Source organism: Aureimonas sp. Leaf324 (genome assembly GCF_001423245.1).
In the GTDB taxonomy this organism is placed as follows: Bacteria; Pseudomonadota; Alphaproteobacteria; order Rhizobiales; family Rhizobiaceae; genus Aureimonas.
This window is the reverse complement of the sequence record NZ_LMOH01000025.1, coordinates 127,903-149,367: the sequence shown is the minus strand read 5'-3', so window position 1 is coordinate 149,367 and position 21,465 is coordinate 127,903. Positions and strand designations below refer to the sequence as shown.

General features: G+C 70.2%; 11 protein-coding genes. All 11 read right to left on the bottom strand.

Annotated elements, in window-relative coordinates:
- Positions 1-6: 6 nt before the first annotated feature.
- On the bottom strand, positions 7-1,836 hold the full coding sequence (mutL, locus tag ASF65_RS14685; RefSeq protein ID WP_055890561.1) for a DNA mismatch repair endonuclease MutL: 1,830 nt from the start codon (positions 1,834-1,836) through the stop codon (positions 7-9).
- Between the two features lie 72 nt (positions 1,837-1,908).
- Positions 1,909-3,927: a glycogen debranching protein GlgX gene (gene glgX, locus ASF65_RS14680; protein WP_055890559.1), complete on the bottom strand. Its 2,019-nt coding sequence runs from the start codon at positions 3,925-3,927 to the stop codon at positions 1,909-1,911.
- A gap of 15 nt (positions 3,928-3,942) precedes the next feature.
- On the bottom strand, positions 3,943-4,515 hold the full coding sequence (locus ASF65_RS14675; protein WP_055890558.1) for a DUF2585 domain-containing protein: 573 nt from the start codon (positions 4,513-4,515) through the stop codon (positions 3,943-3,945).
- A 14-nt stretch (positions 4,516-4,529) separates the two neighbouring features.
- Entirely contained in the window at positions 4,530-6,158 is a 1,629-nt protein-coding gene (locus tag ASF65_RS14670; protein WP_055890556.1) for an alpha-D-glucose phosphate-specific phosphoglucomutase, read from the bottom strand.
- Positions 6,158-7,603, bottom strand: coding sequence for a glycogen synthase GlgA (gene glgA / locus ASF65_RS14665; RefSeq protein WP_055890554.1), 1,446 nt, complete (start codon positions 7,601-7,603; stop codon positions 6,158-6,160). The genes ASF65_RS14670 and glgA overlap by 1 nt, the downstream gene beginning before the upstream one ends.
- Entirely contained in the window at positions 7,600-8,868 is a 1,269-nt protein-coding gene (gene glgC, locus ASF65_RS14660; RefSeq protein WP_055890552.1) for a glucose-1-phosphate adenylyltransferase, read from the bottom strand. Before glgC ends, glgA begins: the two co-directional genes overlap by 4 nt.
- 232 nt (positions 8,869-9,100) lie before the next feature.
- A complete protein-coding gene (locus tag ASF65_RS14655) occupies positions 9,101-11,593 on the bottom strand; it encodes a glycogen/starch/alpha-glucan phosphorylase (protein ID WP_055890548.1) in 2,493 nt (830 codons plus the stop codon).
- 8 nt (positions 11,594-11,601) lie between these two features.
- Complete coding sequence (gene pgi / locus ASF65_RS14650) at positions 11,602-13,251, bottom strand: glucose-6-phosphate isomerase (protein WP_055890546.1); 1,650 nt, start codon at positions 13,249-13,251, stop codon at positions 11,602-11,604.
- 200 nt (positions 13,252-13,451) lie between these two features.
- Positions 13,452-13,679 carry a hypothetical protein gene (locus tag ASF65_RS14645; RefSeq protein WP_055890545.1) on the bottom strand — a complete coding sequence of 76 codons (228 nt, stop codon included), beginning with the start codon at positions 13,677-13,679 and terminating at the stop codon, positions 13,452-13,454.
- Positions 13,680-13,754: 75 nt separating this feature from the next.
- Positions 13,755-19,127: a translocation/assembly module TamB domain-containing protein gene (locus ASF65_RS14640; protein WP_055890543.1), complete on the bottom strand. Its 5,373-nt coding sequence runs from the start codon at positions 19,125-19,127 to the stop codon at positions 13,755-13,757.
- Positions 19,128-21,089, bottom strand: coding sequence for an autotransporter assembly complex family protein (locus tag ASF65_RS14635; RefSeq protein ID WP_055890541.1), 1,962 nt, complete (start codon positions 21,087-21,089; stop codon positions 19,128-19,130).
- Between the last annotated feature and the right edge of the window lie 376 nt (positions 21,090-21,465).

The following is a 21,465-nucleotide window of genomic DNA, read 5'->3' as shown; positions in this document are numbered from 1 at the left end:
TCCATGTCAACGCCGCCCGAACAGACGTTCGATGTCGGCAAGCTTCAGTTCGATGAAGGTCGGGCGCCCGTGGTTGCAGGTCGCCGACGCCGGCACCGCCTCCATGCGACGCAGGAGCGCGTTCATCTCGCTCGCCTGCAGGCGACGCCCGGCGCGCACCGACCCATGGCAGGCCATGGTGGCGGCGACGTGGTCGACGCGCGAGCGGATCCCCGAGCCCGAGCCCGTTTCCGTCAGTTCGTCGGCGATCTCGCGTACCAGCGTCGGCGCATCCACCTCGCCGAGGATCGCCGGCGTCTCGCGCACCATCACGGCGCCCGGCCCGAAGCGCTCGAGATGGAGCCCGAAGCGCTGCAGCACCGCCTCCTCCGCCACGAGGCGCTCGACCTCCGCCTCGGTGAGGTCGACCACTTCCGGGATTAGGAGCATCTGCGAGGGCAGGGCGCTCGAGTGCATCGCCCCCTTCAGCGCCTCGTAGACGAGGCGCTCGTGGGCGGCGTGCTGGTCGATGAGGACGAGGCTGTCCTCGGTCTCGGCGACGATGAAGGCGCGTCCGATCTGGGCGCGCGCGGCGCCGAGCGGAAACTCGGCCCGGACCGGGGCGGGGGCCGCCTCCTCGAAGCGGTCGGTGCGGGCGGAGGGCTGGAAGCCGCCGAAATCCGCCCTCCGGTCGTCCAGCGGGCGCGAGGGGGAGCGGGCGGGATCGTAAGGAGCGGCGGGCCGTTCGGAAAAGCTGAAAGCCGGCCGTGGGGCATGGGCGGCATCCGTGGGAGCCGCCGCCGGCTCGTCCGTGCCGCCAGCGCGAAAGCGCGCCATCAGCCCGTCCGCGCCCTCCGTCGAGCCGCGAAGCGACAGGCGTGCGAGCTCCGCCCGGATCGCGCCGACGACGAGCCCGCGCACGAGGCCGGGGTCGCGGAAGCGCACGTCGGCCTTGGCCGGATGGACGTTGACGTCGACGTCGCGCGGATCGACCTGCAGAAACAGGACGCAGACCGGATGCCGGTCGCGCGGCATGACGTCGGCATAGGCGCCGCGGATCGCCGAGAGGATCAGCCGGTCGCGCACCGGACGCCCGTTGACGTAGACATACTGGTGCTGCGCCGTGCCGCGATGAAAGCTCGGCAGACCCGCGTGGCCGGCAAGAAACACGCCCTCGCGCCCCGCGTCGAGCGTGAAGGCGTTGTCGGCGAAGGTCTCGCCGACGATCTCGCCGATGCGCTGGAGCGCCGCCGCCTCGTCGACCGCGGGCAGCACGAGGGGGCTGCGGTCCTCGCCGGTCAGCTCGAAGCGCACGGAGGGAAAGGCGATTGCGATGCGCCGGACGACCTCGGTGATCGCCGCCGACTCCGCCCGGTCGCTTTTCAGGAACTTGAGGCGTGCGGGCACGGCGTGGAAGAGGTCGCGCACCTCGATCACCGTGCCGCCCGAGAGCGCGGCGGGGCGCGGCCCCTCCTGCCGCCCGCCATGGACGAGGATCTCGTGCGCGCCGTCTGCGCCGCGCGCCCGCGAGCGCAGCGAAAGCCGGGCCACCGAGCCGATCGAGGGCAGCGCCTCGCCGCGAAAGCCGAGTGTCTCGATCCCCTGAAGGCCGCCCTCCATCTTGGAGGTGCAGTGGCGCCGGACGGCGAGCGGCAGCTCGGCCTCCGGAATGCCGCAGCCGTCGTCGGTGATGCGGATGAGGCTCTTGCCGCCGCCGGCCGTCGCGATCTCGATGCGGCGCGCCCCGGCGTCGAGCGCGTTCTCGACGAGCTCCTTCACGACGCTCGCCGGCCGCTCCACCACCTCGCCGGCGGCGATCTGGTCGATCAGGGTCTCGGTAAGCTGGCGGATCGGCATTCGGGCCCCTTCGGCCGGCATTCTGTCCGCCGTCACATAGGCGCCTCGGCGCGCTGGAGCAAACGGCCGGGCTCAGCCTTCCACGACGATCGCGACGGAGCGCGCGCCGACAAGGAGGGGAGCGCCCGCCGACAGCGTTCGCTCGGGCGCGACCGGCTGGTCGGAAGCCAGCGCGAGGCGATGCGCGCGACCGGGCGAGGGAGGGGGAAGCTGGAGTGAAAACGCCTCGTGGCCGGCGTTCAATACGACGGTCGCGACCGAGCCGTCCACCGCCATGCGCGCGCCGAGCCAGTGTCGCTCCCCGTCCTGCCAGTCGGCGGGCGCCATCGCCGCGCCGTCCGCCCCGAGCCAGGTGACGTCCGGACCGTCCTCCATCTCGGCTCCCGTCAGGAAGGCCGGGGAGCGGAGCGCCGGCGTGTCCGCCCGGAGCCGGGCGAGGCGCGCGGTGAAGGCGACGAGCCCTTCGTCCGCCGCCGCCCAGTCGACCCAGACCGTCTCGTTGTCCTGCGCATAGGCGTTGTTGTTGCCGCCCTGGCATCGGCCAAGCTCGTCGCCCGCGACGATCATCGGGTTGCCACGCGAGACGAAGAGCGTGGCGAGAAGCGCCCGGATGTCGCGCTGCCGCGCCGCGAGGATCGCGGGGTCGGCGCTCGCCCCTTCCGTGCCGTTGTTCCAGGAATGGTTCTCGTTGTGGCCGTCGCGGTTCCCCTCGCCGTTGGCCTCGTTGTGCTTGTCCTCGTAGGCGACGACGTCGGCGAGCGTGAACCCGTCGTGAGCGGCGATGAAGTTGACGCCGAATGCCGCATCGCGGCCGGGCCCGGCGAAGAGGTCGGGCGAGCCCGACAGGCGCGTGGCGAGCGCCGACAGGAGGCCGCTGTCGCCGCGCCAGAAGCGCCTGACGTCGTCGCGGAACCGGTCCTGCCATTCGAGGAAGGGTGCCGGGAACCGGCCGACCTGATAGCCGCCGGGACCGATGTCCCACGGCTCCATCACATGGAGGCGATCTTTGAGCACCGGATCGCCCGCGAGGCGCCGGAGGAACGGCGCATCGGGCGCAAAACCCTCGGGGCCGCGCCCGAGGATGGTGCCGAGATCGTAGCGGAACCCGTCGATGCCGCCGAACTCGACAAAGGCCCGCAGCGCGTCGATCCCGAGCTGCATCACGGGTTCGCGCCAGAAGGCGAAGGTGTTGCCGGTGCCCGTGTCGTTGACGAGCCGGTCGGGTTCATGCGGGTCGGCGGCGTAGTAGCTGGCGTTGTCGAGGCCGCGATAGCTGAGCGTCGGCCCGCCATGGTCGCTTTCGCCCGAATGGTTCAGCACCATGTCGAGAAGGACGCGAATGCCGCGCGCGTGCAACGCCTCCGTTACCCGTCGCACCTCCGCCCAGCCGCCCGGCACGAGGCGCGGGTCGGGCGCCATCTGGCAGACGGGATTGTAGCCCCAGGCGTTCGACAGGCCGAGATGGACGAGATGCCGCTCGTCGATCGCGGCCGTGAGCGGCATCAGTTCCACCGTCTCGACGCCGAGGCGCTCGAGATGGTCGAGAACGGCGGGCTCGGCGAGAGCACCGAGCGTGCCGCGCAGAGGAGCCGGCACGCCCTCGTGGCGCTGCGTATAGGCGCGCACCAGAAGCTCGTAGGTGAAGCCGGGCGCCCGGGACGGCAGCGCCAAAGCACCGGCGTCGGGGCGACAGACCACGGCGCGCGGCACGAGGGCGGCGGTGTCGAGCTGCCGCTCCACCGGCGCGCCGAGCGCCGCATGGTAGACGAAGGGTCGATCGAGCCGAAGGGCATAGGGGTCGACGAGGAGCTTCGCCGGATCGAAGTGATGCCCCCGCGCGAGATCGTAGGGCCCGTGGGCGCGAAGGCCGTAGAGGGCGCCCTCCGCCAGCCCCGGCAGGAAGCCGAAATGGACGTCGCCCGCACGGCCCGGCAGCGCGAGGCGCTCGCGCTCATTGATGCCGGCCGGATCGAAGAGGCAGAGTTCGATGCGGGTCGCGTGGGCGGAGAAGACCGCGACATGGACGCCGTCCGCCGCAACGCTCGCGCCGAGTCGCTGGGGAACGCCCCGTTCCGCCGTGATCATCGTCATCCCGCCCGCCCGTCCCTACAAGGCGCCCTGCCAGTCGCGCACCGCCTCGAGAGGATAGAGAAGCATCAGGACGTTCAAGGTAAGGTTATCGCGGATCAGCCAGGCGGTGAGGACCTCGAAGCCCACCGCGATCGCGATCGTGACCCAGACCGGCAGGCGCGAGGCGAGAAGGAAGCCCGCGATCATGAAGCCGATGTCGGCCGCGGAATTCACCACGCTGTCGCCGAAATAGTCGAGCGCGATCGTCGCCTCGCGGTAGCGGTTGATCACCGCGTCGGTGTTCTCGGCGATCTCCCACGCCGCCTCGATCGCCGTCGCCACCACGAGGCGCGCGCCGAGCGACCAGCGCCGCATCACGAGATGCGTCAGCCCGTAGGACAGGAAGCCGTGGATGAGGTGGGACGGCGAGTACCAGTCCGACAGGTGCTGCGAGTTTTCCGAACTCGCCACCGCGCCGTGCCAGAGCTTCACGGTGCCGCATTCGCAGATCGGCACGCGGCCCATGGCAAGCAGCGTTGCGGCGGTCGCGGCCACGATCAGGGCGACGAGGCAGACGGCGCGCGGCGAGATGCGCCGCGCGCCGACCATGGATGCGGCTGCGCTCAGGTGCGAACGTCCGGCTCGGCGCGGCCGGTGCGCGCCTTGATCTCGCCGATCGCGTCCGCCGTCTCGACGAGTTCCTTCAAGGCCTCTTCGACGGGGAGGTCGTGGCGCGACGGATCGGGCTCGAAGCGCTCGAGATAGACGCGCAAGGTCGCGCCCACCGTGCCGGTGCCCGATAGGCGGAAGACGATGCGCGAGCCGCCGGAGAAGACGATGCGCACGCCCTGGCCGGTCGAGACCGAGCCGTCGATCGGGTCCTTGTAGGAGAAGTCGTCGGCCTCGGAGACGACGAGCGTGCCGAAGCGCTGGCCGGCCATGGAGGCGAGGCGACCGCGAAGCGAGTTCATCAGCTCCTCTGCCGCCGCCTTGTCGACCTCCTCGTAGTCGTGGCGCTGGTAGTAGTTGCGGCCGAACTCGGCCCAGTGCGCCTTGACGATCTCGGCGACCGACTGGCCGCGCTCTGCAAGGATGTTGAGCCACAGGAGCACCGCCCAGAGCCCGTCCTTCTCGCGCACGTGGTCGGAGCCGGTGCCCGCACTCTCCTCGCCGCAGATCGTCACCTTGCCGGCGTCGAGGAGGTTGCCGAAGAACTTCCAGCCGGTCGGCGTCTCGTAGATGCCGATGCCGCGTTTCTGCGCCACGCGGTCGGCCGCGCCGCTGGTCGGCATCGAACGGGCGATGCCGGCGATGCCCTTGGCGTAGCCCGGCGCCAGATGCGCGTTGGCGGCGAGAACCGCGAGCGAATCGGAGGGCGTGACGACGATGCCGCGCCCGAGGATCATGTTGCGGTCGCCGTCGCCGTCGGACGCCGCGCCGAAGTCGGGCGCCGTCGGGCCCATCATGAGATCGACCAGCGGCGCCGCCCAGACGACGTTGGGATCGGGGTGGCCGCCGCCGAAGTCCTCGGAGGGCACGCCGTTGAGGACGGTGCCCTCCGGCGCCCCGAGACGCTTCTCCAGGATTTCCTTGGCATAGGGACCCGTGACGGCGTGCATGGCGTCGAAGCGCAGCGTGAGGCCGCCCTCGATCGCCTGCCGGATCTTGCCGAAGTCGAAGAGCGTCTCCATCAGGCTGGCATAGTCGGCGACGGGATCGACGATCTCGACCTCCATGTCGCCCAATCGGCTGGTGCCGATCACCGAGAGGTCCGGCGCCTCGCCGTCCCAGATCCGGTAGTCCTGGATTTCCTTCGTGCGGCGGTAGATCGCGTCGGTGACGCCTTCGGGCGCCGGGCCGCCGTTGGCGATGTTGTACTTGATGCCGAAGTCGCCGTCCGGGCCGCCGGGATTGTGCGAGGCCGACAGGACGATGCCGCCGGCCGCCTTGCGCTGGCGGATGAGGTTGGAGGCGGCGGGCGTCGACAGGAGCCCGTTCTGCCCGACGATCACCTTGGCGACGCCGTTGGCGGCCGCCATGCGGATCGCCTTGCGGATCACGGTGGCGTTGAGATAGCGCCCGTCGCCGCCGATCACGACCGCCGAGCCCGCCGGGCGTTCCGTCGCGTCGAAGATCGCCTGCAGGAAGTTCTCGGCGTAGTTCTCTTGCGCGAAATGCGGGACCTTCTTGCGCAGGCCCGACGTGCCGGGCTTCTGGTCGTCGAAGGGCTTGGTCGCGACGGTTCGGATCATCAGGCTCGTTCCTGGAGAAGGCCGTTGTAGAGGTCGGCGTAGCGCCGTGCGCTGGCGGTCCAGGACACGTCGCTCGCCATGGCGGTGCGCTGCATGTCGCGCCACAGCGGCGCGTCGGCGTAGAGCGCGATGAGGCGCTGGACGCCCTCTATCAGCGCCTCGCGCGTGACGGGCGCGAAGATGATGCCGGTGGCGACGCCCGCCGTCTGCGCGGCGAAGTTGGCGTCGATCACCGTGTCGGCAAGGCCGCCGACGCGGCTGACGACCGGCAGGCAGCCGTAGCGCAGCGCATAGAGCTGGGTGAGGCCGCAGGGCTCGAAGCGGGAAGGGACGAGCAGCGCATCGGCGCCCGCCTGCACCTTGTGCGACAGGACCTCGTCGTAGCCGATGCGAACGCCCATGCGGCCCGCATGACGCGCGGCGGCCGACAGGAATGCGCCCTCCAGCATCCGGTCGCCCGAGCCGACGACGGCAAGGCGACAGCCGGCGGCGACGATGTCGTCGCAGCTCTCGGCGAGGATATCGAGGCCCTTCTGCCAGGTCAGGCGGCTGACGACGGCGAGCAGCGGCGTGTCGTCCTCCTCCAGCGCGAACTCGGCTTCGAGCGCCCGCTTGTTGATGACGCGGCGGAACAGCGCGTCGCGGTCGAAGGTCGCCGCGACGTGGGGGTCCGTGTTCGGGTCCCAGGTCTCGACGTCGATCCCGTTGACGATGCCCGACAGTCGGTCCTCGCGGCCGCGCAGCAGGCCGTCGAGGCCCATGCCGCCCTCGGCGGTCAGGATCTCGCGCGCGTAGTTCGGGCTGACCGTGGTGATGCGGTCGCTCGCCCGGAGCCCGCCTTTCAGGAAGCCGACCGAGCCGTAGTATTCGACGCCGTCGACGCCCCAGGCGCTTTGCGGCAGGCCGAGCTCGGGAAAGATCGTCTGCGGGAAGGCGCCCTGGAAGGCGAGGTTGTGGATGGTGATCACGGTGCGCGGACGCTCGCTCCCCGCCGCCTCGAGATAGACGGGCGCCAGCGCCGCCTGCCAGTCGTGCGCGTGGACGATGTCGGGCCGGTAGCCCGGCACGAGGCCGGTGCCGATCAGGGCCGCGGCGCGGCCGAGCGCGGCAAAGCGCGCCCAGTTGTCGGGATGGTCGTAGCCCGTCGCCCCGACATAGGGGCCGCCCGGCCGGTCGAAGAGATGCGGCGCGTCGAGGACGAGCATCGAGAGCCCCGCGACCTCGGCGGCGAGGATGCGCGCCGGCCCGCCGAAGAGATCGTCGATCGCGGCGACCGTCTCGGCGCCCCCGATCTGGGCGAGCACGGACGGATAGGCGGGCATCAGCGTCGTCACGTCGACGCCGATCGCACCGAGCGCCAGCGGCAGCGCACCCGCCACATCGGCGAGCCCGCCCGTCTTGATCAGCGGAAAGACCTCCGACGCGACGGAGAGAACCGTGGTCATCCCTGGCTGAGCCGGTCGATCATCGACTGCGTGACGAGGCAGACGCCGCCGGCCGAGCGCCGGAAGCGGCTGGCGTCGAGCTCGGGATCCTCGCCGATCACCAGTCCGTCCGGAATGTGGACGCCCCGGTCGAGGATCGCGCGCGTGACGCGCGCGCCCCGCCCGATATGGCAGTGCGGCAGCACCACGGCCTCGTCCAGGACCGAGTAGGAGTTCTGACGCACGCCCGTGAACAGGAGCGAGCGGTGCAGCGAGCCGCCGGAGATGATGCAGTCGCCCGAGACGAGCGAGGAGATCGCCATGCCACGGCGCCCGTCCTCGTCGTGGACGAACTTGGCCGGCGGGGTCACGTCGGCATAGGTCCAGATCGGCCAGTCGCGGTCGTAGATGTCGAGCTGCGGCACGACGTCGGTGAGATCGATATTGGCCTGCCAGTAGGCGTCCACCGTGCCGACGTCGCGCCAGTAGGAGCCGTATTCGGCCTCCGAGCGCACCACCGACGAGGAGAACGTGTGGGCGTAGGCCGTGCCGTGCTTGACGACGTAAGGCACGATGTCGTGGCCGAAGTCGCGGCTGGAATTGGGGTCGGCCGCGTCGCGCCGCAGCTGCGCGGCCAGGAACTTGGTGTTGAAGACGTAGATGCCCATCGAGGCCAGCGCCGTGTCGGGACGGCCAGGAATCGAGGGGGGATCGGCCGGCTTCTCGACGAAGGCGGTGATCTGGTTCTTCTCGTCGACATGCATCACGCCGAAGGCGACGGCCTCCATGCGCGGCACCTCGAGGCAGCCGATCGTCACGTCCGCGCCGGTGTCGACATGCTGCTGCAGCATGATCTCGTAGTCCATCTTGTAGACGTGGTCGCCTGCAAGGATCACGATGTATTCGGGCGCGTAGGCCTCGATGATGTCGATGTTCTGATAGACCGCGTCGGCGGTGCCGGCGTACCACTGGTCTTCCGACACGCGCTGCGAGGCGGGCAGGACGTCGAAGCTCTCGTTGCGGCCCGGACGCAGGAAGTTCCAGCCCCGGTTGAGGTGGCGGATGAGCGAGTGCGCCTTGTACTGCGTGGCGACGCCGATGCGGCGGATGCCCGAATTGATCGCGTTGGACAGGGCAAAGTCGATGATGCGCGACTTGCCGCCGAAGTAGACGGCCGGCTTGGCGCGGTCGTCGGTCAGCTCCATCAGGCGCGATCCGCGCCCGCCGGCCAGCACATAGGCCATCGTGTCACGCGAGATCGGCCCCGCGCGCCGGTGATCTGCCATCCTCGTCTCCTCCTGCGCAGTTCCCCTCGCTCCCGCGCAAAGGGCATGCCGACTGCCAGTCTTCTTCGTTTCCACGGTGGAAAGATAGAGCCGATGATCGCGCGGCAACTATCGGCTGTCGCCCTTTGCACAGAGATTTTGCACGGGCGAGCCGCCTTGCGCGCACGAAAAAGGGCCGATGCGGGACATCGGCCCTTCCGTCGGGTCGGATTGGGCGGGTGTAGGCGTCGCCTCACACGGCGTCGGGGCCCGCCTTCCAGATGTCGCGCGCGTATTCGCGGATCGACCGATCGGAGGAGAACCAGGACATGCGCGCCGTGTTGCGGGCGGCGATCGCGTTCCAGGCGCCGCGGTCCTTCCACAGGACGTCGAGCTGGCGCTGCTTGTCCCAGTAGGCCCGGAAGTCGGCGGCGATCATCCACCAGTCGCGGTCGCGGATCGAGTTCATCAGGTTGGCGTAGCGGCCGGGATCGCCCTGGCTGAAGACGCCGGCGGAGATGGAATCGATCGCCGAGCGCAGGAGCGGCTGGCTGTTGATCACCGCCTGGCCGCCATGGCCTTCGGCACGCATCCTCGCCACCTCGTCGGCCTTGAGGCCGAAGATGAAGATGTTGTCTTCGCCGATATGCTCCAGCATCTCGACGTTCGCGCCGTCGAGCGTGCCGATCGTGAGCGCGCCGTTGAGGGCGAACTTCATGTTGCCGGTGCCCGACGCCTCGAGGCCCGCGGTCGAGATCTGCTCCGACAGGTCCGCCGCCGGCATGATGATCTCGGCGAGCGAGACGTTGTAGTTCGGGATGAAGACGACCTTCAGGAGCCCGCGCACCGTCGGGTCGGAGTTGACGACGCGCGCCACGTCGCCGGCCAGATGGATGATCTCCTTGGCCTGCACGTAGGACGGCGCGGCCTTGCCGGCGAAGATCTTGACCCGCGGCGTCCAGTCGAGATGGGGCAGCGAGCGGATCTGCTCGTAGAGCGCCACCGTCTCGAGGATATTGAGGAGCTGGCGCTTGTATTCGTGGATGCGTTTGACCTGGATGTCGAACATCGCGCCCGGATCGAGCGTGATCGCGAGGCGCTCCTGCACCAGCGTCGCGAGGCGCTGCTTGTTCTCGCGCTTCACGGCGGCGAAGCGTTCCTGGAACGCGGCGTCGTCCGCATGCGCGTCGAGCTTGGCGATCTCCTCGATATGGTCGCGGAAGCCCGGTCCGATGGTCTCGTCGAGCAGCTCCGACAGGCCGGGATTGGCTTGGTGCAGCCAGCGGCGCGGCGTCACGCCGTTGGTCTTGTTCTCGATGCGCGAGGGATAGAGGCGGTGCAGGTCGTGGAACACGGTCTGCTTCATCAGCTCGGTATGCAGCGCCGACACGCCGTTCACGGCATGGCTGCCGACGAAGGCGAGCTGGCCCATGCGCACGCGGCGCCCGTTGCCCTCGTCGATCAGGGAGATCGCCGAGATCGTGCTGTCGTCGAAGCCCTGGCCCTGCGTCGCCTCGCGCAGGACGCCCGCGTTGATCTGGTAGATGATCTGCATCTGGCGCGGCAGCAGCCGCTCGAAGAGATGGATCGGCCAGGTCTCGAGGGCTTCCGGCAGGAGCGTGTGGTTGGTGTAGGAGAAGGTCGCGCGCGTGATCGTCCAGGCCGCGTCCCATTCCATGCCGTGCACGTCGACCAGAAGGCGCATCAGCTCGGCGACCGACACCGCCGGGTGGGTGTCGTTCAGCTGGATCGCGACCTTATCGGCGAGGTTGGTGAGGTCGTCGTACTGCGCGAGATGGTGGCGGATGATGTCCTGCAGCGAGGCCGAAGAGAAGAAGAACTCCTGGCGCAGGCGCAGTTCCTGGCCCGCCTGGTGCGAATCGGCGGGGTAGAGGACGCGGGTGATCGCCTCCGCCTTGTTGGATTCCAGAAGCGCGCCGATGTGGTCGCCCGCGTTGAAGGCGTCGAGCAGGATCGGGTCGAGCGACTGGGCCGACCAGAGGCGCAGCGTGTTGACGTGGTTGCCGCGCCAGCCGACCGCTGGCGTGTCGTAGGCGACGGCGAGCACACGCTCGGCCGGGCGCCAGACGAAGCGGGTGCGCCCGTTCTCCTCGATCGAGGTGACCTTGCCGCCGAAGCCGATCTCGTAGGAGCTCTCGCGGCGCTCAAACTCCCACGGGTTGCCGTGCTTGAGCCACGTCTCGGGCAGCTCGACCTGCGCGCTGTCGACGATCTCCTGGCGGAAGAAGCCGTGGACGTAGCGGATGCCGTAGCCGTAGCCGGGCACGCCGGTGGAGGCCATGGATTCCATGAAGCAGGCGGCGAGGCGCCCGAGGCCGCCGTTGCCGAGCGCGGCGTCCGGCTCCAGGAGCTCGACGAGGTCGAGCTCGACGTCGTAGCGCGCCAGCGCCTCGCGGATCGGATCGGTGAGGCCGAGGTTCGAGATCGCGTCGCGCAGGAGGCGGCCGATCAGGAACTCCATCGACAGGTAGCAGACGCGCTTGGCTTCGGAGCGGCGCGTCTCGATCGTCGAGTTGAACCAGTTGTCGATGATGCGGTCACGCACCACCAACGTCGTGGCTTCGAGCCAGTCGTGCAGGCGCGCGGCGCCGGTGGTCTTGCCGATCGAGTAGGTAAGCTTCTCCACGATCTCCTTGGCGATCGTGTCGGCATCGTTGAGCCGGGGCTGCGACTTGTCGCCGGGCTCGAGACGATCCTGGCGGACGGCGAGGCTGGATGGCGTCATGGCGGGTCTCAGGTTCTCAAGGTGGCGATCGCGGACACGAGGCCCGCGGTGGAGGAATCGCGGCCGTCGGTCGAGGCCTCGCCGCGTACGACCGGCAGGAGGCCCGTCGCCAGCTCCTTGCCGAGCTCGACGCCCCACTGGTCGAAGGCGTTGATCCCGAAGAGCTGGGCCTCGACGAAGACGCGGTGCTCGTAGAGCGCGACGAGGCGGCCGAAGGCGAAGGGCGTGAGCTTGTCGTAGAGAATCGTCAGCGACGGACGGTCGCCGGAGAACTCGCGGTGCGGGGCGATGCGCTCGGCCTCGTCGGCCGGGCAGCCGGCGTCCAGAAGCTGTCGCCTCGCCTCCTCCAGCGTGCGGCCCTTCATCAGGGCTTCCGACTGGGCGAGGCAGTTGGCCAGAAGCAGGTCCTGGTGGACGCGCATCTCCGGGCTCGTCTCGTGCGCGTTGGCGCCCACGATGAACTCGACCGGGATGATGTCGGTGCCCTGGTGTAGAAGCTGGAAAAAGGCGTGCTGGCCGTTGGTGCCGGGCTCGCCCCAGACGACGGGTCCCGTCGCGGTTTCCACGCGGCGCCCGTCGAGGCCGACATGCTTGCCGTTCGATTCCATGTCGAGCTGCTGGAGATAGGCCGGCAGGCGAGCGAGGCGCTGGTCGTAGGGGATCACGGCGCGGGTGCGGTGCTTCTGCGGCACGCGGTGCCACCAGCCGACGAGCCCGAGGATGAGCGGCAGGTTCTCCGCCGCCGGCGCCTGCCGGAAATGGCAGTCCATGTCGCGCGCGCCGGCCAGGAACTCGCGGAAGCGCTCGGGGCCGATCGCGATCATCAGCGGCAGGCCGATCGCCGACCAGACGGAATAGCGTCCGCCCACCCAGTCCCAGAAGCCGAAGGTGCGGTCCTCGCCGATGCCGAAGGCGCCGACCTTGTCGAGCGCCGTCGAGACCGCGCAGAAATGGGCGCCAACGGCGGCCTCGCCGAGCGTCTTCGCGACCCAGGCGCGCGCGGTCTGCGCGTTGGTCATCGTCTCGATCGTGGTGAAGGTCTTGGAGGCGACGATGAAGAGCGTCGTCGCGGGATCGAGGCCCTTCAGCGTGTCGGCCATGTGGGCGCCGTCGATGTTCGACACGAAATGGGCGCGCGGGCCATCGTGGTAGGGCGAGAGGGCGATCGCGGCCATGACGGGCCCGAGATCCGAGCCGCCGATGCCGATGTTGACGATGTCGGTGATGCGTTCGCCGGTCGCGCCCCGGATCGAGCCGTCGCGGATGCCACCCGCAAAGCGCGCCATGGCGGCGAGCACCGCCTCGACCTCGGCGCCGACTGCCTGGCCCTCGACCGCGAACCCGTCCTCGGGCTGGGCGCGCAGCGCGACATGCAGCACGGCGCGGTTCTCGGTCGTGTTGATCCGGGCGCCCGCGAACATCGCGTCGCGGCGCTCGAGGACGCCGACCTTTTCGGCATAGGCGTGGAGCGCCGAAAGATCGTCGGCCGACAGCGCGGTCTTGGAGACGTCGAGAAGGAGGTCGTCGTGGCGGAACGAGAAATGGCGGAAGCGTTCGGCGTCGGCCGCAAACAGGGCCCGGATCCCCCTTGCCGCGGCGGCTTCGCCGCGGGCCTTCAACTGGTCAAGGGATGCGTCGTTCGAAGACTGATCGGTCACGCGCTCGGTCCATGGCTTCTGGGGGCGAGCCGGCGGGCTCGCGCTTGGGCGCCGAAGGATAGTGCGTTTTGCCGCAGTGCCCAACAGTTTCCCGAAAAGCCTGCATCGAACCCGACCATCGCCTCGTGCCCGAAGCCAGGGGAGGCTAGCGCAAAGCCGTTACGCAATCGCCAATCGCGTCACGGCCGCGTGATGGCGCTTCAGGTCTTCAGTCCTGCCAGCTTCTCGATGGCGTGGTCGAGCGTCTGCGACATCGGGTCGATGCCGTCGGCCCGGTTCTCGGCATCGACGCGGCGCTTCCACTCGCCGAGGATCGAGTGCTTCTCGTGGCCGTCCAGGAACCCGTCCTCGACCACGGCCATCGGCGAATCGAACGACGTGCCGTCGTCGCGGTCGAACTTGGCGTGCTTCAGAGACTCGGTGCTCATGGGTCCACTCCTGCTGACAAACCCCTTTCGGGAAGACAATCGGAAACGTGGAACGCCCGGTCCCGGTTGCGCGGCTCAGTATTCCTTTTCGTAGAAGACGCCGACCTCGCCGCCGCCGTTCGCCGTCACCGCGCCGCGCGCCTTGATGTCGGCCCCGAGCTCTAGGTCGATCGAGACGCGGCCGGTGGAATCGACGCCGACATAGGTGTTCTCGTTGATGTAGCGGCCGACGCCGACCGACGTCTTGCCGTCCGCCGTGGTGCGGATGTCGAGATCGTCGACGCCGAGTTGCGAGCGCAGGTTGTCGAGAAGGCCTGTCGAGCCGCCGACGCCCGACAGCTGGGCGGCGGCCGAGGCGAGCTGGGCGATCTGCAGGGGCGACAGGTCGGCCGTGCCCTGGCCGAAGATCAACCGCGCCAGCACCTCGTCCTGCGGCAGGGCGGGGGAGGAGGTGAAGTTGAAGGCGGGATCGTTGGCCGGCCCGGTGATCGCGATATAGACGGTCACCTCGCCGGTGTCGGACGCGGCCAGGAAGTCCAGCGTCGGGACGAGACCGTCGTCGAAGGTCAGCGTCGCGCGCTGGAAGTCGAGGCGGCGCGACAGGAGCTGGAAGCGCCCGCGCTGCAGCTCGAACCCGCCGCTCACCGCGATATCGGAGATCGGGCCGGTGACGCGGATCGTTCCGCCCAGTTCGAGATCGAGACCGCGGCCGCGCACGAAGACGCGGTTCGGCGCGTTCAGCGTGACATCGAGGCGGATGCCCCCGCTCGCCCCCCCCCCGCCCTTGCCCGGCGGGTCGATCTCTCGGATCTGCTGCTGCACGGCCGGCGGCGTGTTGCGACGCTTCAGGTCGATCTCGGCGACCGAGCTTGGCAGGTTGTCCGGCACGATAATTGCGATCTCCTGCGCATTCACCGTGCCGGCAAGAAGCGCGTTGCCGGTCAACGGGCCGGTCAGGGTCAGACCCGCATCGAGGCGCACCGTGAAGAGTTCGCCGTCGCCGTAGCGTCCGTCCGCAACCTGGATGCGCAGGTCTGCCGGGAAGCCGGCGCCGATGCCGATCGTGCCCGCGACACTGACGGTGCCGCCGGCGCCGAGCTGCGCCGTGACGCTGGTGAGCGTCGCGGTCTGTCCGTTGAGGGAGACCTGCGCGTTGATGTTGTTCAGCGACAGGTTGGCGCCGGTATCGACGAAGGACGCGCCGGCGGTCGAGATCGTGCCGGTGACATTGGGCGCTGCCGCCGTCCCTTGCACGCGGGCATCCACGCGCACCGTGCCCTGCACCGAGCGGCCGCCCTCGGCGAGGATGCGGTTGGCGATCGACAGTGGGGCGGTGCCGTTCAGGGCAAGATCGAAGGTCGGCGTGCCGGACAGGCCGACCGAGCCGTTGGCGGTGAAGGCGAGGCCGGAGCCGGACAGCGAGCTGTCCACCGTCACGCGGTTGTCGGCGTAGGTGCCGCGCGCGGCGATGTCGAGCGGGCCGACGCCGGCATCGCGCGTCTGCGTCACCGAGAAGCCGCCGAGGCGGAGGTCGTAGTCGGCGCGCGGCGCGGACAAGGTGCCGGTCGCGCGCGTGGTCCCGTTCAGCGTGCCCTGCGGGTCGATGCCGCTCGCCGCGGCCGCGGCCAGCGACGCCGGCACGTTGTCGAAGGCGACGTTGAGGTCGAGACGCTGACCGACCGTGCCGGACGCCGTCACCGAGCCGGTGCCGAGGTCGACGCGGGCGGTCTGCAGCTGGACGCTGCCGTCGGCATAGGTGCCGGCGGCGGTGGCGTTGATCGCCGGGGCGCCGGCGGCGCGCGTCTGCGCCACCGAGACGTCCGCGGCTTGGAGGTCGAAGGTCGCGCGGGGCGCCGCGATCGATCCCGTCGCCGCGAGATTGCCCGACAGGGTGCCGCGCGCGTCGAGGCTTGGCTGCACGGCGTTGGCGAGCGCCACCGGGAGCCGGTCGAGGACGACGCGCAGGTCGAGCGCGCGCCCGACCGTGCCGCTGGCGTCCAGCGACCCAGCGCCGGTGTCGACCCGCGCCCGTTCGAAACGGGCCGTGCCGTCGGCAAACGTGCCGGCGATGTCGAGCGTGACCGTCTCGACCCCGCCCTGGCGCAGCGGCGCGGCGGAAAGGCCGTTGCCGGTGAGCGCGAAGGTCCCGTTCGGGGCGGCGAGCGTCCCCGTCGCGGTGGCCTGTCCGTTCAGCGTGCCGCGCGCGTCGAGGCCGGGGCGCAGGCCATTGGCGAGCGCGGCCGGCAGGTCGACGATCTCGAGGCGAAGGTCGAGCGCCCGGCCGACCGTGCCCGTCGCCTCGATCCGTCCGGTGCCTGCGGTGAGGAGCGCCCGGTCGAGCCGCGCGGTGCCGCCGCGATAGAGACCCGCAAGGTCGAGCGAGACCGGCTCGACGCCGGCGCGCCGGATCTCGGTGGCGGTGATGCCGCGTCCCGCAAGATCGAAGGTGACGGCCGGGTTTTCCAGGGATCCCGTGGCCGAGGCCGTGCCGTTGATCGTGCCCTCCGCGCCCAGCCCGTCGACGAAGCCGTTGGCGAGGGCGACCGGCAGGTTGGAGATGTTGAGGTCGAGGTCGAGCGCCTCGCCGACCGTGCCGGTGGCCTCGATGAAGCCGGAGCCGAGATCGACGCGCGCGGCCGACAGGGTCGCCGTCCCGTCGCGGTACTGGCCGGCGAAGGCGGCGTTCACGCCTTGCAGATTGGCGGCGCGCGTCTGCGCGGTGGCCACGCCCTCGGCGCGAAGATCGAAGTCGAGGTCGGGCGCCGACGACAGGCCGCCCACCGCCACCGTGCCGCTCGCCGTACCGGCGGCATCGAGGCCTGCCACGAACGGATTGGCGATGGCGAGCGGGAAACGGTCGAGCGCGAGATCAAGGTCGAGCTGGTCGCCGGCCGAGCCGGACAGGGTGAGCGAGCCGGCGCCGGCGTTGAGGCGGATTTCGCTCAAAGTCGTGCGCAGGCTTCCGAGCGTCACCGCCGCGGGGGCGGCGAGCGCGACCGGTGCATCGGGGATCGCGGCGGTCAGCCGCCGCAGCTCGATCACGGTGCCGGCGTCGGTGAAGGCGAGATCGCCGGACAGCTCGGTCGGCACGCCGTTGATCCGGGCCGAGGCGTTCAGGGCGGTCGCGTTGTTGATCTCCTCCAGCGCGGCGTTCAGCCGCGCGACCGTCAGGCCGCCGGCCGTGATCGAGGCGGCGGCCACGGTGCCGGTGGCGCGCGGCGCGGTGAGGTAGTCCGTCGCGCGCAGCTGGATGCGGGCGCCGCGCAGCGCCGTCTCGGCATTGTTGCGCGTCAGCGTCAGCGCGTTGCTGGTGAGGTCGAGATCGGCGACCGGCGTGCCGCCGTTGCCGACCGCGAGCGACACGGTGCCGTTGAGATCGCCCGAGCCATCTTGCCCCGCGAGCGCGAGAAGGGTCGTCGCGTCCTCAATCGCCAGGCGGATCGCGCCGGTCGCCCGGTTCTCTCCGTCGAGCGCGACCTCACCCTCCACCCGGTTCTGGCCCTGGCGCAGGAGAAGGTTTCGCAGGCGCCGCACGTCGCCCTCGGTCGCGAGATCGGCCGAGAGTGAGAGCGGCGCGCCGTCGAACGTGCCGTTGACGGCGACCGTCCCGGCGGGCGCCTCGGGCGCGAAGGTGCCTTGGACACGGGCCCGGAGATCGGTCAGCTGCCGGCCGACGACCTCGAGATTGGAGGCGCTGGCGGTGAGGTCGATCGCGGGCGCGCTGGTGGTGCCGGAGGCCTTGAGGTCGAACTGCGCCTGGCCGTTGAGGGCGGCGTCGGCGATAGCGGCCTGGTTGATCTGGCCGGTGATCGCGGCGGCGATCTCCTCGCCGGTGAGGTTGACCGACCCCGACAGGTCCAGCGCATCGCCGTCGACACGCAAGGCTTCGACACTGAGCGAGCCGTCCGCCGCGCGCCGGGCAAAGCCCGCGATCGCGACGCGCGGGCCGACATAGGGCACGGCGTCGCTCGACAGGGCGGCGGTCTCGATGTCGCTGTCGACGCGTAGCTGGAAGGTCGAGAAATCGGAGGCGGCGTTGCCCGAGAGCGCGAGATTGGCCGCCCCGGTGGTGAGCTTCGCCGTGTTGAACGTGTATCCGTCCGCCGTCAGCGCGCCGTCGACATTGACGGCGATCGGCCCTTCGAGGACGCGCGCGGCGATGCCGTCCGGCACCGAGGCGGACTGGGCGCCGAGGTCGACGACGATCTGCCCGATCAGGTTGTTGAGATCGAAGCCCGGGCTCGTCGCCTTCAAGGTCACGGCGTTGGCGACATAGTCCTCGAAGCCGGCGGTGCGCGCGCTCGCCGCAACATCGAGCGTCGCCACCGACAGGCTGCCGCGCAGCGTCGCGTCGATCGAGGAAATCTCGAGCGCGGTGCGCGCGCCCTCATTGCCGAAGGCGAGCGGCACCGGGTTGGCGGCATCCGTGCGCAGGGCGACGGTGAGGTCGTTGCCGGCGCCCGTCCGGTCGAACGTGCCGGAGGCAGACAGGTCGAGCGGGCCGGACTGGAGACGGCCGCTGTCGATCGCGATCACCCCGTCGGTCCGCAGGAGGACGTTGGCGGCGAGCTGCAGGTTGTCGCCGACGACGCCCTGATAGGCGAGCGGCACGAAGGGGGCGGAGAGGGCGGTGAGGTCGACGCCGATGCGCCGGCCGTCCGCGCCGTTCTGGACGGTGGCGCGAAGGGTCGCGGCGCGCTCGGCGCCGAGGTCCAGCGTGCCGTCGGCGGCGAAGTTGTCGAACGGGCCGGTGCCGTTGATCGACAGGCTGACGGGCGGCGCGCCGGGCAGCTTCAGGAGCCCGGCGACCAGGCCGCCGGCCGGCTCGCTGGCGTTGACCGCGATCTCCAGACGGTTGGCGTCCGGCTGGAAGCCGATCTTCAGCGCGATGTCGCCGCCCTGATCGAGGCGGCGGATCGTGGCGGAGGCGTCGAGCTGCGTCGGATCGGGCGACAGGTTGAGCGCGGCCTCGGCGGCAAGGCGCGCCGGGATGCCGGCGACCGCCTCGTTCAGGACGAACTCGTTGATCGCGATGCGGTTGATGCGGGCGGTGATCGAGGGGAGGGAGAAGGGCTCGGAGCTTTCCTCAGTCGTCGGTGGGGCCGCGCGCGGCAGGCGGTCCATCACCACCTGACCGGCCGACAGGTTCTGCACCTCGACGGTCTTGCGCACCAGCGCCAGCGGCGACCAGTCGAGCGCGAGGTTTCGCAGCGTGAGCCAGACGCCGTCGCGGTCGGCGACGGTCACCTCGTCGATGCGCACCTCGCCGCTGAAGGCGCCGGAGAGGCCCTGGATCTTCACCTGCCGGTCTTCGGTCGACAGGAGATTCTCGAGCTGGCCGGCGAGGAACTGCGCGTGCGCCGGCTGCGCCGCGACGAGCGCGGCCGCCACCAGCGCGAGCAGGCGCAGCTTCAGGAGGAGGGCGGAGAGGAGGCGCATCGCGATCATTCAGAAGGCCTGTCCGATGCCGGCATAGATCTGGAACGAACCGTCGCGCGGGCCGGGGTCGAGCGGAATGCCGACATCGACGCGGATCGGGCCGAAGCCGGTGAGGTAGCGGGCGCCGACGCCCGCGCCGATCTTCAGGTTGCCGAAGTCGGGCGCGAAGTCGTCGCCGACCGTGCCGGCATCGACGAAGGGCACGACCTGGATCTTGTCGGTGACGTTGAAGCGCAGCTCGGCCGAGGCCTCGAACACCGACAGGCCGCCGGTCGGCGTGTCGACGAAGAGGGGATTGGTGCCGGGCAGCGGGAACGGCGGATAGTAGGGGCCGATCGACTGGAACACGTAGCCGCGCACCGAGCCGCCGCCGCCCGCGAAGAAGCGCCGGTCGGTCGGCACGTCGGCAAGGTCGGCCCCGGCGATGACGCCGTAGCCGACGCGTCCGGCGACGACGAAGCGGTCGCGTTCGTCGAGCGACAGATAGGCCGACACGTCGCCGCGCGCCTTGATGAAGGGCGTGCCGTCCTCGATCTCGTAGGTCGGCTCGGCATAGAGCTTGGCGAGGAAGCCCTCGGTCGGGTTCAGCTCGTTGTCGCGCCCGTCGTAGGTGTAGGTGAAGGGCACGGAGGCGAGCAGGAACTCGTTCTCGCCGAGATAGGTGCCGACGGTCTCGTATTCGGCAAGCAGGCTGACGGCCACCTTCTGCTGGTCGTCGATCATGTACTCGACGCCGTTGCTGACCGCGATCGACTGGCGGTCGTAGGCGAGCGGCTGCTCGCGAAGGCCGGTGATGGAGCCGACATAGACCGAGTCCGGCCCGAGGACGCCGGGTTTGCGGAAGACGGCCGAGGCCTTGTAGTCGAAGCCGTCGGTCTCGCGGCCGGTGTCGGACAGGGTGTTGGCGCCGATGCGCGAGACCGAGCCCTCGATGCGAAGGCTTTCGGCCCGGCCGAACAGGTTGCGATGCTCCCAGTAGGCGTTGGCGCCCGCGCCTTCGGTGTTGGAGAAGGTGGCGCCCGCGCCGATCACGCGGCGGGGCCGCTCGGCGACCGTCACCTGGATCGGCAGCGTGCCGTCGGGCGCCTGCGCGTCCGCCTCGCGGATCGTGGCGGTGGAGAAGACGTTCAGTTTGCGCAGCCGCTCGCGCGCCTTTTCGAGCGCCTGCGGCGAGTAGGTCTCGCCGGGGCGGATGCCGGTCATGTAGGCGATGAAGCCGGGCTCCATCCGTTCGTTGCCGGTGACGAAGGTCTGGCCGAACGGGATCGTCTCGCCGGGCGAAAGGGTGATCGCGATGTCGAGGCGCTGCGTGGCCGAATCGGCCACGATGTCGCGGCGCGTCACGGCGACGAAGGGGCGGCCTTCGTTGCGCAGGTCCTGCACGATGCGCTTCTCGATCTGCAGGATGCGCACCGAATCGGCCGAGGAGCCCGGCGTCAGGTCGTAGGTCGCCGGATCGAGCGGCACGCCGTTGGCGTCGAGGCGCACGGTGCCGACCTCAAACAGCGGGCCGGGATTGACGTCGATCGTTACCGGCACGGGGCGCGAGGTGTCGAAGGTCGCGTCAGGCGCCAGCGTCGCGATGTCCTGGCCCTCGATGCGGATGGTCACGAGCCCGTCGTAGCGCGCGTTTTCGTACAGTGTGCCGACAAGACGGCGCCGGTCGCCCTTGGCCTTGGCGAGAAGGCCGAGCGAGCCCGACACCGGCTCGTCCTCGTCGGCCTTCAGGGTCGACGCGGCCTCCAGTGTGTCCTGCAGGTCGTCCTCGTTGGGCGAGACGTTGATCGTCACCTCGTAGCGGACGGGGTCCGGCAGTTCGGCGGCGGCCTTCTCGTCGTCCGACGGGCCGAAGAGGTTGAACGGGTCGAGAAAGCCGAGGTCGAGGGCGCGGGCGGCGGGTGCGCCGAGGCCAAGGCCGAGCGCCACGGTCAGGGACGCGATCACCGCCACGGGGCGGGCAAGACGGGTCAATCCAGAAATCAACGCGGATGCTCTCTTCGCCCAGGCGGTCTCTTCGGGTTCGGGGCGAAGGCCGGCTTTCCAGCGGTTTGGAGCCGCTGCGGCCCGCCTCTCGAGGCAGGAAAACCCTGGCCGCCGTCCCCGAGCGACACCGATTCAAAATGCCGGACCGGGCTCAAATAACAACCGCTTGGTGAGCCTCGCGCAAGATTCACGAGAGGTTTTGTGGGAGTTGCGCCACAGTCCCGGTCCCGGCACCAGGGCCTCCCGGCAGGGCATCCGCGACCTTGCGTCGCGCGGGCGTCCGGCGGCCCGTTTCCGGACATCCCGCCGCTCGCGCTGGAACGGTTCCAGAATTCGCTTGCGGCCCGGCGGCCCGCCGTTGCAG